Raw genomic sequence first — 14,590 nt, forward strand, 5'->3', positions numbered from 1 at the left:
ATGAAAGCGATCGTCCAGGACGTCTACGGCACAGCCGACGTCCTCCAGTTGCGTGACGTGGACAGACCCGTGGCCGGTGACGACGAGGTGATCGTCCAGGTGCGCGCCGCCGGTGTCGACGCGGGCGTGTGGCACCTGATGACCGGCCTGCCGCTGCTGCTGCGCCTCGCACTCGGCCTGCGCGCGCCGTCCAACCCGGTCCGCGGCCGCGAGGTCGCCGGTGTCGTCGAGTCGGTCGGGGCCGGTGTCACCCGCTTCGCGCCGGGCGACCAGGTGTTCGGCATCGGCGAGGGCACCTACGCCGAGTACGCCCGTGCTCGCGCCGCCAAGCTCGTGCCGCTGCCGGAGAACCTGACGTTCGAACAGGCCGCCGCGCTCCCCATCTCCGGCCTCACGGCACTGCACGCACTCCGCGCGGCCCCGTCCGGCCAGCGGGTGCTGGTGATCGGCGCGGGCGGCGGCGTCGGCACGTTCATCACGCAGCTCGCGGTGGCGCGCGGCGCCGAGGTCACCGGCGTGTGCAGCACGTCCAAAGCAGACCTGGTCCGGTCGCTGGGCGCGGTCGACGTCATCGACTACACGCGTCACGGCATCACCGGCACCTACGACGTGGTGTTCGACATCGCCGGCAACCGGACGTTGCGGGTGCTCCGGAAGTTCCTGACGCCACGCGGCACGCTCGTCATCGTCGGCGGCGAGAAGGGCGGCCGGCTGCTCGGCGGCACGGAACGCCTGCTGCGCGCCGCCCTGTGGTCGCCGTTCATCGGTCAGCGGCTGGTCGGGCTGTTCTCCGCCGAACGCCAGCCGGACCTGGAGGAGCTGTCCTCACTCGCGGCCGCCGGCAAGATCACGCCGGTCGTGGACCGCACGTTCCCGCTGGGCGAGGCCCCCGAGGCGATTCGCTACGCCCAGGAAGGCCGCGCTCGCGGCAAGGTCGTCGTCACGGTCTAGGGGGCCGGCGTCGGCTCCGGCAGTCTGGCGATCAGCTTCTTCGTGGCGCGGAGTACGTCGGCCTCGTCGTGGCCGAACTCCGACAGGTAGTGGCGCAGCGCGTGACGGAGGAGGGTGACCTCCTCGTTCGTCAGTTCGAGGACGTGGGTGCCCATGCACCGATGGTAGGCCCGCTGGAACGAATCGACCCCTGCTGACGAACACACCATGTGCTCACTCGTGACTTCTGGCGTGCCGTGGTGATCCGGGCCGGTGTCATCTACGTCGAAGTCGCGCTCGCGCTCTTCGCGTGGGGCGGGATCCCGACACCGGTCGTCATCCGCAGCGCGCTGGGAGCACTGGCGTTCGCGGTGCCACTGGGCGCACTGGTGCTGCGGGTGGAGCTGCGCCACGACCGGTCCTTCCTGATGATCCTGCTGGGGTCGACGGGACTGCGAGCCGTCCTGTCCGGGCTGGCGACGACGGGAGCACTGGTCGTCCTCCGCGTGCAGCTACCGCAGCCGGAGGTCGCCGTCGCGATCACGGTCATCAGTGCCGTCGCGATCGCGTCCGCGTTCAACCCCCTGCTCGGCTGGTTGACCCTGCCGCCGCAGCCGGTCGCCGAGCCCGAGGGGAAGGAGGTCGTCGAGCAGCGGCACAGGCTGGCGGACATGGCGCTGCAGCAGCCTCAGGTGCAGAACGCCGGGCTCAGCGAGGACGAGAAGAAGCAACTGCGCGCTGAGATCGAGGCGGAGGTCGAGCGGGAGGCGGCGGACATCGCCCGCGCGACGTCGTTGCCTCACGCGCAGTTCGTGCGAGCGAAGAGGGCGTACATCGGGCTCGAGCCGATCGCCGTGTTCCTGGCGCCGTGGCTCAAGTGGTTGATCTTCTACTGCGCGGGTGTCTCCGGACTCATGCTGCTGACCGTCAGGGTGCCCGGCGCGCACCTGGTGACACCGATCGCCGCCGTGGTGCTGCCGGCACTGACGGTGGGCGCCACGGCGGCGCCGGGCAGCCTCCGGTGGTCGGCCGGTGTCCGTTCCGCCGCACCGATCCTGCTCGCCGCGAGTGCGGCAGCGGCCACCGTGGCGCTGTTGCTGCCTGCGGACACGCGGTGGCCGTCGAGCTCCGCGGCCTTCGCCGTGCTGTCGGCCGTGGCGCTGGTCGGCCGGCTCGTCGTGGGGCCCCTGCTGAAGCGGGACCGGTGGCTGCGGTCGAACGACCCGGCCGCCTGGCCAAGGGACACCGACAGACAACACGACGAGGCGGTGCGCAGCCACGACGAGTGGCTCCGGGCGATGTTCGAGGTCGCCGTGCTGCGGATCGTGAGTGCCAAGATCGGCAAGTACGTGCAGCGCTCCTACGGCACGGATCTGCCGCCCGCGTCCGTGGAGAAGCTGGGCGACATCACCGAACTGACCCAGTTCGTGCCCACGGAGACCAGTGCGCGGCTCGGCCGCGTGATGACGTCGATGCCGAGCGCGGCGATCGGGCTGAGCGGGCCGCGTGGTGTCGGCAAGAGCACCGTCCTGCGGGTGCTGAGCGAACTTCGGGCCAACCCCTCCGACCTGGGGCTCATCGTGCCTGCGCCGACCAGCTACGACGCGCGCGAGTTCCTGACGCATCTGTTCGCTCGGTTGTGCGAGGTCGTGCTGCCCCACCAGCCGCCGCCCAAGATCGGCATCATGCGACGGATCAACTGGCCGGGGATGATGGTGCTGCTGGGCCTCGCAACCGGCGCCATCACCTTCTTCTGGGCTCCAGTCGTCGAGGCGGCGACGTGGGCCGGGGCGCACGTGCTGGGGCTCGTCTTCGTGTTCGGCATGTTCACGGCCTTGGCCGGATTCGTCTGGTGGGGCGCGGAGAGGCCAACGCTGCGGGACTCGCCGATCGAGGAGATGGCCAGGGGCCACCTGCGCACGCTGCGGTACCTCGAGACCCAGACGGTCACCCGCACCGGCTCGGCGAAGACACCGCTCGGCGACCTCGGAGCGTCGAAGGCGCGGCAGCGGGCGGAGATCCTCAAGACCTACCCGGAGCTCGTCGACGACTTCCGGACCTTCCTCGAACAGGTCGGCCTGAGCCTGCGCAGCAAGGACGCCCGCGTCGTCATCTGCATCGACGAGCTCGACAAGATCGGCACACCGGAGCAGGCGGAGAAGTTCCTCAACGACATCAAGGCGATCTTCCGGGTGCGGCACTCGTACTTCCTCGTGTCGGTGTCCGAGGACGCGCTGACCTCGTTCTCGCGCCGGGCACTGGCGGTGCGGACCACATTCGACACGGCGTTCGACGCCGTCGTCGAGGTGGACCGGTTCTCGCTGGCCGACACGCGGGCGTTGCTGGTGCAGCAGGTGATCCGGCTGCCGGAGCCGTTCGTGTGGTTCTGCCACTGCCTGTCCGGCGGGCTGCCGCGCGACCTCGGCCGGATCGTCCGCGCCCTGTACGACGAGCGGAACGCTCATGAGGTGACCGCGTTGCCCTTGCTCGCGGCCGAACTGGTCCGCCAAGACGTCCGCGCCGTCGCGCAGGGGCAGTTGGCGCAGGCCAGCGGCCGTGCCGACGCCGGTGAGGTGCTCGGCTGGATCGCGGACGCCGCGGACCTGCCGATGACGTCGGCCGCGCTCACCGACCACTGCGGCAAGGCGCCGGACGTCGAGGACGACCTCGGCCTCCTCGTGGCTCAGTGCTGCGCGCACCTGCACTACGCGGCAGCGGTGCTGGACGTGTTCAGCGAACGGCTGGGGGAGTGGGTCGAACTCCTGCGCAACGACGACGCCCCGCTCAAGCAGCTGGCGAAGGCCCGGTCCCTGCTCTCGGTGGATCCGGGCCTCGCGCGCAGAGCGGTCGACCAGGTCACGCCGTTTTGGTGACCCTGGCCAGGAACCCCATCAGGTTGCCGACGGCCCGTTCGACCTTCTCCTCCAGCGTGATCGACTCGTGGAGCCGCCCGCCCGGCCCGGCGTCCTTCTTGCCGCGCAGGTAGAGCGAGCACGCCAGGTCGGCGCAGAGGTAGGCGCCGACGGAGTTGCCGAGCTGCCCGGACTTGCCCGCCTTGCGCGCGGTCATCAGCGAGACGCCGTCGCCCGAGTGCGTGGTCAGGCACAGCGAGCACATGCTGCGCCGCGCGCGGCCCGCGTTGGCGGCACGGCGCAGGGCGACGCCGACGAAACCGTCGCCGGACTCGGTCACCAAGTAGGCGCGGTCCGGTGCGGCGGGGTCGCGCCAGCCGAGGAAGTCCAGGTCGTCCCACGGTCGCTCGGCCAGGTCCCTGGGCACGGCGAGGCGCTTCGCCTCGCCCTTCGTGCAGTTGACGAACGATGCCCGGATGTCGCGTTCGGTAGCTGGTCTCACGGCAGCGACGCTAAAGTTGCCTAGAGGGTCTAGGCAAATGAATAACATCCCTAGGGACGGCAGATGGCACGCGCGGGGCTGACGGCTGACCGCTTGACCAGGGCGGCGGCGGAGATGGCCGACGAGGTCGGCTTCGAGAACGTGACCGTGTCGGCGCTCGCACGCAGGTTCGGCGTCAAGGACGCGAGCCTGTACTCGCACATCCGCAACGCCCACGACCTGCGGACACGGGTCGCGGTGCTGGCACTCGCGGAGCTCGCCGACCTGGTCGCGTCCGCACTGGCCGGCCGGGCCGGGAAGGACGCGCTGGTGGCGTTCGCGAGCGCCTACCGCGACTACGCGAAGCGCCATCCGGGCCAGTACACCGCGACCCAGATGGCACTCGACCCCGACGTCGCGGCCACGAGCGCCGCGGGCAGGCACGCCGAGCTGACGCGGGCGGTCCTGCGCGGCTACGGCCTGGGGGAGCCGCACGAGACCGACGCGGTCCGGTTCATGCACAGCACTTTCCACGGGTACGTGAGCCTGGAGAGGGCCGGTGCGTTCCACGGCCATCCCCGCGGTGTCGACGCGTCCTGGTCGCGGGCACTCGACGCCGTCGACACCGCACTGAGGAACTGGCCCGACTAGCTCAGCATCGCGAGATGTGCTTCCACGTAAGGAATCGCGACCGTCTCCAGGCCGCCGTCCGAGCCGAACGCGGGGTGCACGTTGACCTCGAACACGACGCCACCGTTCTCGAGGGCGAGGTCGACACCGCCGAACGCCAGCCCCAGGGACTTCGTGGCGCTCACGGCCAGCTGACCGAGCCCCGCGGGCAGGTCGTCGATGTCGAGCACGGTCGAGACCGCGCCCTGGATCTCGTTGCAGGGCGCGTCCGGATTCGCCTGCACGTGCTCGCAGGCCCGCACCACGCGGCCCTCCAGCACCACCACTCGGTACTGGTGCCGCAGCCCGCCGTGGTTCACGTTGTTCGCATCCCGCGCGATCAACCAGTCCAGCTCGGAGGTGGCGTAGTAGTCGGCCGCGTCCCGCAGCTGCTCGTGGCTGGTGACGTGGAAGACGTCGTCACCGCCCATGCCCACCACCGGGCGCGCCCAGACGTCGCCGCCCAGTTCGTCGAACGAGTCAGCGGCCAGTTCCGCGGTGGGCCGGGACAGGCTGATGGTCTCCATGTGCGGCACGTTGTCGAGCACGAACTGGTCGACCGTGAGGTTCTTCTCGGTGGCTGTCCGCGACGCGTCCGCGTCGAGGCCGAGCGAGTTCACCCCGTGCTGTTCCAGCAGCCGCTGGAACGCCTCGAAGTCACGCCGCTTGCCAGGTGGAATCTCGTAGATGAGGACGACCGACGGAGTCACGACGACGTCGCCCGCCTCCAGGCGGAGCGCTCCGTCCGCGGTGTTCACCCTGCCGATCCCGCCGGTCATGAAGTGCCGCGCGTCCATCTGCACGGGCGGGCGTCCGGTCAGCGTCTCGACCGCGGTGACCAGGGTTGCCCGACTGCCTTCCGTCGAGCTGTGATCGGTCATCAGCACAATCTCGCGTGCATCCACTATTCAGTTCTCGTCTCTAGGCCGACTAACCCGCGGCATCAGGAGGCACTCGTGAAATCCGAACGTAGCAGAGAAAGCAGTGCTCAAATGACGTCCGAGGGGTCAACGGCCTGCTCCCCGAAGACGGGACGTTCGAGGTGGGCGCGGATCTGGTCCGCGTCGGGCATGCCGAGCTCGGTGTAGAGGGTCAGGGCGTGCTGGTAGTGCCGACGGGCCTGCACGTGGTTACCGAGGGTGTGGTGGGCGTGGCCGAGGCCGGCGTGGGCGCGGGCCTGCTGGTCGAGTGCGCCGATGTCGGTGGCGATGGTGTGGGCGTCGGTGTGGTGGATGAGGGCGTCGGCAGGGCGTCCAGCGGTGTGAGCTGCTTCGCCGAGGCCGTTGAGCGGCCAGGCTTCGCCCTGGCGTTCGCCGATCTCGCGGAAGATGGCCAGGGCCCGCTGGTAGTGCCCGGCCGCTTCGGCAGGTTGGTCGAGGAGGAGGCGGAGGGCGCCGAGGCTGTCCAGCGCCCTGGCTTCGCCGGCGCGGTTGCCTGCCTGCCGGTACAGGGTCAGGGCCTGGTGGAGGTGGTCGGTGGCCGGACCGTGCCTGCCCAGCCGCACCTCGACGTAGCCGAGGCCGCTCAGGGCGTTGGCCTCGCCGGCCCGGTCGCCGGCCAACAGGCACAGGGCCAGGGCCCGTCCTTTGTGGTCGACCGCCGAGTGGTAGCGGCCCAGCCGCTCCTCGACGGTGCCGAGGTTGCCCAGGGTGTTGGCTTCGCCGGTGCGGTCGCCTGCCTGCCGGAACAGGGGCAGCGCCTCGTCGAGGTGGTCGGCGGCCGGCCGGTAGCGGCCCAACCACATCTCGACGACGCCGAGGTTGTTCAGGGCGCGAGCCTCACCGACCGAGTCGCCTGCCTGCCGGAACAGGTCTCGTGCCTGCCCGAGGTACTCGCAGGCCGGCCCGTACCGGCCCATCACCATGTGGGTGGTGCCGACGCCGTTCAAGGCGTGGCCTTGTCCGGCCCGGTCACCGGATTGCTGGGCGGCGTGGTGGGCGTGCCCGTGAACGGCCAGGGCGTCGGTGAAGTGCCCGCCGATGAGGTAGCGGAACAGGATGGCCGAGAGTCGGGTGGTGTGGGTGGGCCAGCCGTGGGTGGCGGTGTGAGCGGCGACGGCGACCAGGGTGGGGCGTTCAGTGTCCAGCCACACGCGGGCAGTGTCCGGGGCGGCCAGGTCCGGCACGGGGTTGGCGGGCGGGGGGAGGCGGGGCCGACGGTGGGCTTCGGCCGGGTACAGGGTGTCCATCGCGGTCGCGGACGTGGCGAGGTAGGAGTCGAACAGGCGGGTCAGTGCGGCACGGCGTTGCGGTGCCGGGTCCTCGTCGGTGGCCCGGCCGGTGGCGTAGGCGCGGACCAGGTCGTGGAACGTGTACCGGCCGGGGGCGTTCTGCTGCAGCAGGTGGTCGCGGTGCAGGTCGTGCAGGTGGGCCTCGGCGGTGGGCAGGTCGATGTCGGCCAGCGCCGCGGCGGCGTGGGCATCGAGGTCGTGACCGGGGTGCAGCCCGGCCAGACGCAGCAGCCGTTGCCGGTCGGCGGGCAGCTGCCGGTAGGACAGGTCGAGTGCGAGCTCCACACCGGAGTCCAGGCGCCGGTCGTGGTGACGCTCGTCGAGCCGATCGGCGTGGTCGGTCAGCGTCCAGCCGGACCTCGCGCGGATGTGCGCGCTGACCAGCCCGAGCGCGAGAGGCAAGTGGCCGCAGCGGTGTGCGATGCGGGCGGTCGCCTCCGGGTCGGGGCCGACGGGAACGTGCGGCGCGGCTTCGGTGAGGAGCGCGATCGCCTCGCCGGGAGTGAACACGTCCAGGTGGGTGGCGGTACCGAGGCTCGTGAGACTGCGTCGGCTGGTGACCAGCACCGGACAGCCGGGCGTTTCGGTCAGCAGCGGGCGGACCTGGTCGGCGTCGGCGGCGTTGTCCAGCACCACCAGGGTGCGGGTGCCTGCCAGCCGTTCGCGGTAGGCGGCTGATCTGGCGGTCAGGTCGTGCGGGATCTGCTGGCCGGGCATCCCGAGCAGCCGCAGGAACCCGTCGAGCACGGCAGCTGGGTCCGCGGGCGGTTGGGCCGGATCGGGGTGGAATCCCCGCAGGTTCACGAACAGCACCCGCTCGACCAGCCCCTCCGCGGCGAGCAGGTGCCCGGCGTGGACGGCGAGCTCGGTCTTGCCCACCCCGGCCATCCCGGCGATCGAGCAGATCGCCGGGACTCCGTCGTCCACGCACCCGTCGCGCAGTGCCCGCCGGAGCCGGTCCAGCTCGGCGGACCGGCCGGTGAACCCTGCCAGCCCTCGCGGCAGCCGGTCCTGCGCACGAACCTGCGCCGCCGCCTCGCCCCACCCGGTGATCACCTGCAGCGCCTGGCGCCACTGCGTCACGTAGCCCACGTCCGGGTGCAACGCCTGCACCACCGCCACGACCAGCTCGGCGTTCAACCGCCGCCGGCCGCGGCGGAAGCAGTCGACCACGGTCGTCTTGCCCGCCAGTTCACCGGCGGGCCTGCCCATCGCGGTCCAGGCCGCGTTGACGCGGTCCGTGATGCGCTCGTACGACGGGTCACCCGCCCAGACCTTCAACGACCGCAACCGCTCGACCAGGCCGTCGAGGGTGCCTGCCTGTCCTGGATCGGGTAGCGCCGCGAACGCCTCGCCCGGCTGCTGCCCCATCCGGCAAGGCTAGCGATCACATTCGGATTCGTTCGGGATCGTTCGGCGTGATCCACCAGAGCTGGACAGTCGACAGCAGACCGGCAGTCGGCCGACACAGGGGGAGCTGGAACGAGATGGAACGTCACAAGGACGAGCACCCGTCGGAAGGAATTTGAGATGCGAAGTCGGCGATCTACCAGTCTGCTGTTCGCAGCGGCTGTGGCAACCTCTGCTGCTCTAGCGGTCTCGCCGCCGGCACAGGCCGAAGACGCCATCGTCAAGCTCGTGAGCAACCAGAGCGGCAAGTGTCTGCAGCCGGCCTCTCTCAACCAGGGAGCTGAGGTCATTCAGATGACCTGCAACGGCACCCGCGCTCAGCAGTGGACGGTCAAGTTCGAGCGCAGGGGTGTCCACCTGGTGAACAGGGCGAGCCAGTTCTGCATGGACGCCTTCGGTGGGGCCACCAACGGAACACCGATCATCCAGTGGGTGTGCAACGACATCAGCAACGAGAACTGGAGCTTCGGTCTCGGCAACAACCTGTTGGCCTCGCTGGTCGCGGGCACCCGAAGCCACTGCATCGCCTCGCCGGGACCCGATGACGGCCTGCCGATGGAGCTGCGCTTCTGCGACGGCAACCTGTCACAGCTCTGGAGCCGCCCCAATGGGTAGAAGACGTCAGATCGTCACGCTGGTCATGTTGTTGATCACCAGCTTCGCAGCGGTGATCGCCGCAACGCCGGCGACCGCCGCGACGACAGGCCCCTTTCAGATCCGCGTGATTGGTGGCGGCTTCCAGTGCCTGCAGCCGGAGGGCGGCAACACCCTGCAGGGGACACGGATCGTCCAGACGCGGTGCGACCGCAACAACACCGCCCAGCATTGGATGAGGGCACCCGTCAGCGGCAACGTCGTCCACTTCGTCAACATCCACAGTGGACTGTGCCTCAATGCGCACGGGGCAGCCGCGCGCGAAACTCCGGTCGATCAGTGGCCGTGCAACGGCATCAGCAACGAGAACTGGGAAGAAGGACCGGACCCCGGCCCGGAGGACTTCCCGCCGTTGTTCTCGCGGGTTTCCGGGACCAAGAGCCTCTGCCTCGACGTTCCTTTCAGTCAGGAGACCGACGGGCTCGCGATGTGGATCCATCGCTGCAACAACACCAGCGCGCAAAAGATATGGATCTCCCGCCTGTTCTAGCGGCGATGTGCGCGTGCGCAGCGCTGGGCGATGTGGGCGGTCTCCTCCGGGGCGTGGCCGGCGAGCCCGGTCTTGCCCACCCCGGCCATCCCGGCGATCACGCAGATCGCCGGGATGGCTGGGGCTTCTCCGTCCACGCACCCGTGACGCAGCGCCCGCCGGACCCTGCGGTGGCCGGTCCTGCGCGCGGCGAAGGGGTCAACCAGCTGCTGCGCCGCCGCCATGGTTTTGAGGCTGGCGATCCACCATCACCCGCATTCGGGTTCGGTCGGGATCTGCCTGGGGCGAGGCAACCACGTGGACAGTCGGCGGCAGACCAGCAGCCGTCCGGCCGAGAGGACCACGTCATGCGTTGCCACCGGAGGACCACCAACCCCGAAGACGGCTGGAACTCGCGCAGCCCGTGCGCCCTCAGCCGGCCGCGGCGCCGAACCACCGGGGCAGGTGACCGAGCAGCTCCTGCTGATCTTCACCGGCCCACGCCACGTGGCCGTCCGGCCGCAGCAGCACCGCGGGCACGTCGAGCTCCTCGCTGACGTCGACGACGTGGTCGACGCGGTCCGCCCAGCCCGCCACCGAGAGGCGGCCGGTCTGGTCGAGCAGCAGCCCGCGGCCGCCGCGCGTCAGCTCGTAGAGGCGTCCCCGCTTCAGCGTCACGTCCCGCAGCCGCTTGCCGAGCAGCTCATGCCCGTCACCGAAGTCGTAGCGAATCCCGATCGCGATGATCTTCTCGATCACGTGCCGGTTCACCTCGTCGAAGTCCATCAGTTCCGTCAGCAACCTGCGCACCGCCTGAGCATTCGGATCGAGCGAGGCCAGCAGCATCTGCGCGCGGGTGTTGTCCAGCACGTCGGCGGCGACCGGGCGCCGTTCGACCTCGTAGGTGTCCAGCAGCCCCTCCGGCGCCCAGCCGTCGACCTCGGCGGCGAGCTTCCAGCCGAGGTTGAACGCGTCCTGGACGCCGAGGTTGAGGCCCTGCCCGCCCATCGGCGGGTGGATGTGCGCCGCGTCGCCCGCCAGCAGCACCCGGCCGGTCCGGTAGCGCTCGGCCAGCCGGGTGGCGTCGCCGAACCGGGAGAGCCAGCGCGGTGAGTGCACGCCGAAGTCGGTGCCCGCGGTCGCCATCAGCTGCTTCTTGACCTCCTCGAGGGTCGGCGGGACGGCGCGGTCCTCGGCCACCCCGTCGGCGGGCACGACGACGCGGTACAGCCCGTTGCCGAGGTGCCCGGCGCCGAACCGGATCTGGGTCTTGCGGACTTCGGTGTTCACCGCGGTCACCGTCTCCGGCGACGCGGTCAGCTCCATCTCGCCCAGCAGCGTGTCGACCTTGGACGGCTCGCCGGCGAAGTCCACGCCGAGCAACTTGCGCACGGTGCTGCGGCCGCCGTCGCAGCCGACGAGGTAGCGCGCACGCAGCTGCGTGCCGTCGGCCAGCTCGACGGTCACCCCGTCGTCGTCCTGGTTCAGCCCGACCACTTCGCAGCCGCGCCGGATCTCGGCGCCCAGTTCGACGGCGTGCTCGGTCAGCAGGCGATCGGTGATGGGCTGCGGGATGCCGAGGGTGTACGGATGCGCGGTGTCCAGCCGGTCCGGCGCCGGCTTGGTGATGCCGGCGAAGAAGCCACCGACCGGGTGCCGCGTGCCGACCGCGAGGAACCGCTCCAGCAGACCGCGCTGGTCCATCACCTCGACGCTGCGCGCGTGCAGGCCGAGCGAGCGGACGACCTTGGTCGGTTCGGTGTCCTTCTCCAGCACGACCACGTGCACGCCGTGCAGCCGCAGTTCGCCGGCCAGCATCATGCCGGTTGGTCCGCCGCCGGCAACGATCACGTCAATCACGAAACCCCCACTGTGCCGAGTTGTGTTTCCAGCCAGCACGCGTACGTCGTGAATCCCCTGTTTCCGCAGGTGCTGGCTTCGGCCGCAGATTCTGCAGCACGACACGGGTCTTGCCGCAAGACCCCCGGTGCGCTATATGTTGAAGTGGGCAAGGAGAGCAATTCTCCTTGCCATTGTTCTTGCGGTGTTCGTTCCGCTGACCGGTGCAACCCCTTCGGCACGGTCCACCAGGCCTGTTAGATGAACGCCGTGCGCGCCTTGATGACTGTGCTGCTCTCGATCGTGCTGACGGCTCCGGCGGCCGCCCAGGCCTCGCCCACCGGGTTCGTCGCGTTGCGGGACGTGGATCCGACGATCGTCCACGACATGCGGTACTACACCGCGCACAACTTCGTGGGCAGTCGGATCGACGGCTACCGGGCGCCGCTCTGCATCGTGACCAAGCAGGCCGCGGTGGCGTTGCGCGGCGTGCAGCGCGAGATGCTCAAGCGCGGCTACACGCTGAAGGTCTACGACTGCTACCGCCCGCAGCGCGCGGTCGACCACTTCGTGCGATGGGCGAAGGATCTGGCCGACCAGCGGATGAAGACCGAGTTCTACCCGCAGGTGGACAAGACGCGGTTGTTCGAGGACGGCTACATCGCGGAGAAGTCCGGGCACAGCAGGGGATCGACGGTCGACCTGACGATCGTGAAGCTGCCCGCCCGGTTCCAGCGGCCGTACGTGCCGGGGGAGCGGCTGGTGCCGTGCTTCGCGCCCACCAGGTTCCCGGACAACACGGTCGACATGGCGACCGGGTACGACTGCTTCGACACGCTCTCGCACACCGACGACCCGCGGGTGACCGGGCAGGCACGGGAGAACCGGCAGCTGCTGAAGACGACCATGCAGCAGCACGGGTTCCGCAACCTGCCCGAGGAGTGGTGGCACTTCACGCTGAACGGCGAGCCGTTCCCGGACACCTACTTCGACTTCCCGGTGTCCCGCCACTCCATCTGACCGGTCACCGCCGATCGTTAGCATCAAGCGATGCGCGCCGTATTCCCCGGCTCCTTCGACCCGGCCACGCAGGGCCACCTCGACGTGGCGCGCCGGGCCGCGGGCATGTTCGACGAAGTCGTCATGTGCGTGCTGACCAACCCGAAGAAGACCGGCCGCCTCCCGCTCGCCGAACGACTGGCCCTGCTGGCCGACATGACCAGTTGCCGATGGCTCAGATGAACCGTCGCCTGAGCGGCCTCGAAACGCTCTTCGTCCCGACCAGTCCCGCGCAGGCGTACATCTCCTCGACCCTCATCGCGGCGACGGCCCAGCGATAGCGCCCGTTCGAAGCGCGTGACGCGCAATTGAGACGCGCAATTGAAATGACAAGCCGCAGTGCACGGATCTGGCCGATAGCTAACAGGGCATCGAGTTTTTTCCGCGACTTTCGGCCAGTAGCGGCGCTCGTACATTGCCGACATAGTTCTGGCCACTACCAAGGCAGCGTGTGGAGGCAATCTTGACGGACGTGGTGCACAAGACCACTTTGCCGGACGGGCGTCAGGTGTGGATGGTCAAGGGTTACGCGGAGGCGCGCAGCGCCTTTACCGACCCGCGCCTGTCCAACGACACCACGCGAATGGGCGCGATGGATCCGCTGGCGTCCCTGCCTGCGGAGATCAAGTCCCTGATCGCCATGGACATGCTGAACTCCGACCCGCCCGAGCACACGAAACGCCGCAAGCGGCTGGCCCCGGCATTCACCGGGCGGAAGATCGCCACGCTCCGGCCCCTCGTGAGCGGCATCGTCGACGAGATCATCGACGCGCTGGACGGCCGCCGAGATGTCGACCTGGTCGAGATGTACGCGAGCCAGGTTTCGGTACGGGTGCTGGCCGAGATCGTCGGCATCGCCGCGCAGGACCTCGAGAACGTCCGGTCGTGGAGCGACACGTTCGTCAAAGAACTGCTGGTCGTCAGCGACTCACTGCTGGACGCGACCCGGTCGCTGCTCGGCTACTGCTACGAACTCGTCGCACGCAAGCGCGCTGCACCAGGAGACGACCTGGTCTCCCAACTGGTGTCGTCGTTCGACACGGCCGACCAGGCCGCCGACGACGAACTCGCCTCGACGGTGTTCATCCTGCTGATCGCCGGGCAGACCGCTACCGCTCAGCTGATCGCCAAGGCACTCGCACTGCTGCTCACGCATCCCACCCAACTCGAAATGCTGCGCGCCGAGCCTGCGTTGATCTCCTCGGCCGTCGAAGAAGTCCTCCGGGTTTCGCCGCCCTTGAGCATTTCCGGTTTCCGGCTCACGACCGAGCCGGTCACCATCGCGGGAACCACGATCCCGGCGGGCGAGATCGTGATCTGCTCCCTGGACGACGCCAATCGCGACGAGACCAGGTTCGTCGCACCCGGCGAGTTCGACGTCCGCCGCGAAGACAATCAGCACCTCTCCTTCGGTCACGGAATCCACCGCTGTCTCGGGGTGCATCTGGCCAGACTGGAGGCGGAAATCGCCATCGGTGAGTTGATCGGTCGTTTTCCCGACGCGCGCCTCGCGATCCACTCCGATCAGCTCACGTGGGTCGAGCGCGGAATCATGCGCACGCTCGAGGCACTACCGGTGCACCTGCGCTGCCCCACCAGCGTGCCCGTGTCCGCGGCGGCCGGGCAGTGAGCCGTTCCGGAGGCCCGGTCCGCGCGGGCAGGGCATCGGGGACCGTGGTCCGCTGCGGGCTGGTCGAGTCCATCACCGGTGATCGCGCAGTGGCGATGGCGTTCTTCTTCGACCACGCGGTGGACGAGGCCGGCCTGACAGCCGGCCTGGCACTCGCGCTCGACCACGTTCCGCTCTACGCGGGCCGGTTCCGCAAACGCGGCAAGGCACTGGACATCGTCTGCTCGGACGACGGCGCGTCGATGTCCTTCCGCGACAGCGACATGACCCTGGATCAGGCGATGCGGACCGCCGCTCGGCTGGACTCGGGTCTCATCGACCACATCGACACGGACGCCACTCGCCAGGGAACGGTCCGCTGCTGAAG

The 14,590-nt window shown here is 69.5% G+C and carries 15 protein-coding genes; 9 read left to right on the forward strand and 6 right to left on the reverse strand.

Annotation, left to right across the window (positions count from 1 at the left end; all coding sequences use genetic code 11):
* Positions 1–951: an NAD(P)-dependent alcohol dehydrogenase gene (locus tag FKR81_RS23740; RefSeq protein WP_146354500.1), complete on the forward strand. Its 951-nt coding sequence runs from the start codon at positions 1–3 to the stop codon at positions 949–951.
* Here FKR81_RS23740 and FKR81_RS43695 read toward each other — a convergent pair.
* Positions 948–1,106: a hypothetical protein gene (locus FKR81_RS43695; protein WP_186763135.1), complete on the reverse strand. Its 159-nt coding sequence runs from the start codon at positions 1,104–1,106 to the stop codon at positions 948–950. The genes FKR81_RS23740 and FKR81_RS43695 overlap by 4 nt on opposite strands.
* 54 nt (positions 1,107–1,160) lie before the next feature.
* Here FKR81_RS43695 and FKR81_RS23745 point away from each other — a divergent pair, with 54 nt between their 5' ends.
* Positions 1,161–3,803 carry a P-loop NTPase fold protein gene (locus FKR81_RS23745; RefSeq protein ID WP_146354502.1) on the forward strand — a complete coding sequence of 881 codons (2,643 nt, stop codon included), beginning with the start codon at positions 1,161–1,163 and terminating at the stop codon, positions 3,801–3,803.
* On the opposite strand, the gene FKR81_RS23750 is transcribed toward FKR81_RS23745, so the two are convergent.
* Entirely contained in the window at positions 3,787–4,284 is a 498-nt protein-coding gene (locus FKR81_RS23750) for an FBP domain-containing protein (protein ID WP_146354504.1), read from the reverse strand. The genes FKR81_RS23745 and FKR81_RS23750 overlap by 17 nt on opposite strands.
* A 63-nt stretch (positions 4,285–4,347) precedes the next feature.
* Here FKR81_RS23750 and FKR81_RS23755 point away from each other — a divergent pair, with 63 nt between their 5' ends.
* Positions 4,348–4,914 carry a TetR/AcrR family transcriptional regulator gene (locus FKR81_RS23755; protein ID WP_146354506.1) on the forward strand — a complete coding sequence of 189 codons (567 nt, stop codon included), beginning with the start codon at positions 4,348–4,350 and terminating at the stop codon, positions 4,912–4,914.
* Here FKR81_RS23755 and FKR81_RS23760 read toward each other — a convergent pair.
* Both FKR81_RS23760 and FKR81_RS23765 read right to left on the reverse strand, forming a co-directional pair.
* Positions 4,911–5,813, reverse strand: coding sequence for an ATP-grasp domain-containing protein (locus FKR81_RS23760; RefSeq protein WP_146354508.1), 903 nt, complete (start codon positions 5,811–5,813; stop codon positions 4,911–4,913). The genes FKR81_RS23755 and FKR81_RS23760 overlap by 4 nt on opposite strands.
* Positions 5,814–5,920: 107 nt before the next feature.
* Positions 5,921–8,533 (reverse strand): ATP-binding protein, encoded by a 2,613-nt coding sequence (locus FKR81_RS23765; RefSeq protein ID WP_146354510.1) that lies wholly within the window; start codon positions 8,531–8,533, stop codon positions 5,921–5,923.
* A 159-nt stretch (positions 8,534–8,692) separates the two neighbouring features.
* Between FKR81_RS23765 and FKR81_RS23770 the strand changes: the two genes are divergently transcribed.
* Together FKR81_RS23770 and FKR81_RS23775 are read left to right on the forward strand one after the other, a co-directional pair.
* Positions 8,693–9,187, forward strand: coding sequence for an RICIN domain-containing protein (locus tag FKR81_RS23770; protein WP_146354512.1), 495 nt, complete (start codon positions 8,693–8,695; stop codon positions 9,185–9,187).
* Complete coding sequence (locus tag FKR81_RS23775; RefSeq protein ID WP_222598381.1) at positions 9,180–9,716, forward strand: RICIN domain-containing protein; 537 nt, start codon at positions 9,180–9,182, stop codon at positions 9,714–9,716. The genes FKR81_RS23770 and FKR81_RS23775 overlap by 8 nt, the downstream gene beginning before the upstream one ends.
* On the opposite strand, the gene FKR81_RS43700 is transcribed toward FKR81_RS23775, so the two are convergent.
* Together FKR81_RS43700 and rox are read right to left on the reverse strand one after the other, a co-directional pair.
* Entirely contained in the window at positions 9,713–9,853 is a 141-nt protein-coding gene (locus FKR81_RS43700; RefSeq protein ID WP_186763137.1) for a hypothetical protein, read from the reverse strand. The genes FKR81_RS23775 and FKR81_RS43700 overlap by 4 nt on opposite strands.
* Before the next feature lie 274 nt (positions 9,854–10,127).
* Entirely contained in the window at positions 10,128–11,555 is a 1,428-nt protein-coding gene (gene rox / locus FKR81_RS23780) for a rifampin monooxygenase (protein ID WP_146354516.1), read from the reverse strand.
* A 240-nt stretch (positions 11,556–11,795) separates the two neighbouring features.
* On the opposite strand from rox, the gene FKR81_RS23785 reads away from it, so the two are divergent.
* The 4 genes from FKR81_RS23785 to FKR81_RS45150 all read left to right on the forward strand — a co-directional run bounded on the left by FKR81_RS23785 (position 11,796) and on the right by FKR81_RS45150 (position 14,588).
* Entirely contained in the window at positions 11,796–12,554 is a 759-nt protein-coding gene (locus FKR81_RS23785; protein ID WP_146354518.1) for a M15 family metallopeptidase, read from the forward strand.
* 30 nt (positions 12,555–12,584) lie between these two features.
* Positions 12,585–12,776, forward strand: coding sequence for an adenylyltransferase/cytidyltransferase family protein (locus FKR81_RS23790; RefSeq protein ID WP_146354520.1), 192 nt, complete (start codon positions 12,585–12,587; stop codon positions 12,774–12,776).
* 289 nt (positions 12,777–13,065) lie between these two features.
* On the forward strand, positions 13,066–14,223 hold the full coding sequence (locus FKR81_RS23795; protein WP_235921737.1) for a cytochrome P450 family protein: 1,158 nt from the start codon (positions 13,066–13,068) through the stop codon (positions 14,221–14,223).
* Positions 14,220–14,588 (forward strand): hypothetical protein, encoded by a 369-nt coding sequence (locus FKR81_RS45150; RefSeq protein WP_235921726.1) that lies wholly within the window; start codon positions 14,220–14,222, stop codon positions 14,586–14,588. Before FKR81_RS23795 ends, FKR81_RS45150 begins: the two co-directional genes overlap by 4 nt.
* Positions 14,589–14,590: the final 2 nt, after the last annotated feature.

It is taken from the genome of Lentzea tibetensis, from assembly GCF_007845675.1.
In the GTDB taxonomy this organism is placed as follows: domain Bacteria; phylum Actinomycetota; class Actinomycetes; order Mycobacteriales; family Pseudonocardiaceae; genus Lentzea; species Lentzea tibetensis.

Coding starts and splice junctions, on each gene's coding strand:
- FKR81_RS23740 (WP_146354500.1), top strand. CDS start 1: ATGAAAGCGATCGTCCAGGACGTCTACGGCACAGCCGACGTCCTCCAG.
- FKR81_RS43695 (WP_186763135.1), bottom strand. CDS start 1,106: ATGGGCACCCACGTCCTCGAACTGACGAACGAGGAGGTCACCCTCCTC.
- FKR81_RS23755 (WP_146354506.1), top strand. CDS start 4,348: ATGGCACGCGCGGGGCTGACGGCTGACCGCTTGACCAGGGCGGCGGCG.
- FKR81_RS23760 (WP_146354508.1), bottom strand. CDS start 5,813: ATGACCGATCACAGCTCGACGGAAGGCAGTCGGGCAACCCTGGTCACC.
- FKR81_RS23765 (WP_146354510.1), bottom strand. CDS start 8,533: ATGGGGCAGCAGCCGGGCGAGGCGTTCGCGGCGCTACCCGATCCAGGA.
- FKR81_RS23770 (WP_146354512.1), top strand. CDS start 8,693: ATGCGAAGTCGGCGATCTACCAGTCTGCTGTTCGCAGCGGCTGTGGCA.
- FKR81_RS23775 (WP_222598381.1), top strand. CDS start 9,180: ATGGGTAGAAGACGTCAGATCGTCACGCTGGTCATGTTGTTGATCACC.
- FKR81_RS23785 (WP_146354518.1), top strand. CDS start 11,796: ATGAACGCCGTGCGCGCCTTGATGACTGTGCTGCTCTCGATCGTGCTG.
- FKR81_RS23790 (WP_146354520.1), top strand. CDS start 12,585: ATGCGCGCCGTATTCCCCGGCTCCTTCGACCCGGCCACGCAGGGCCAC.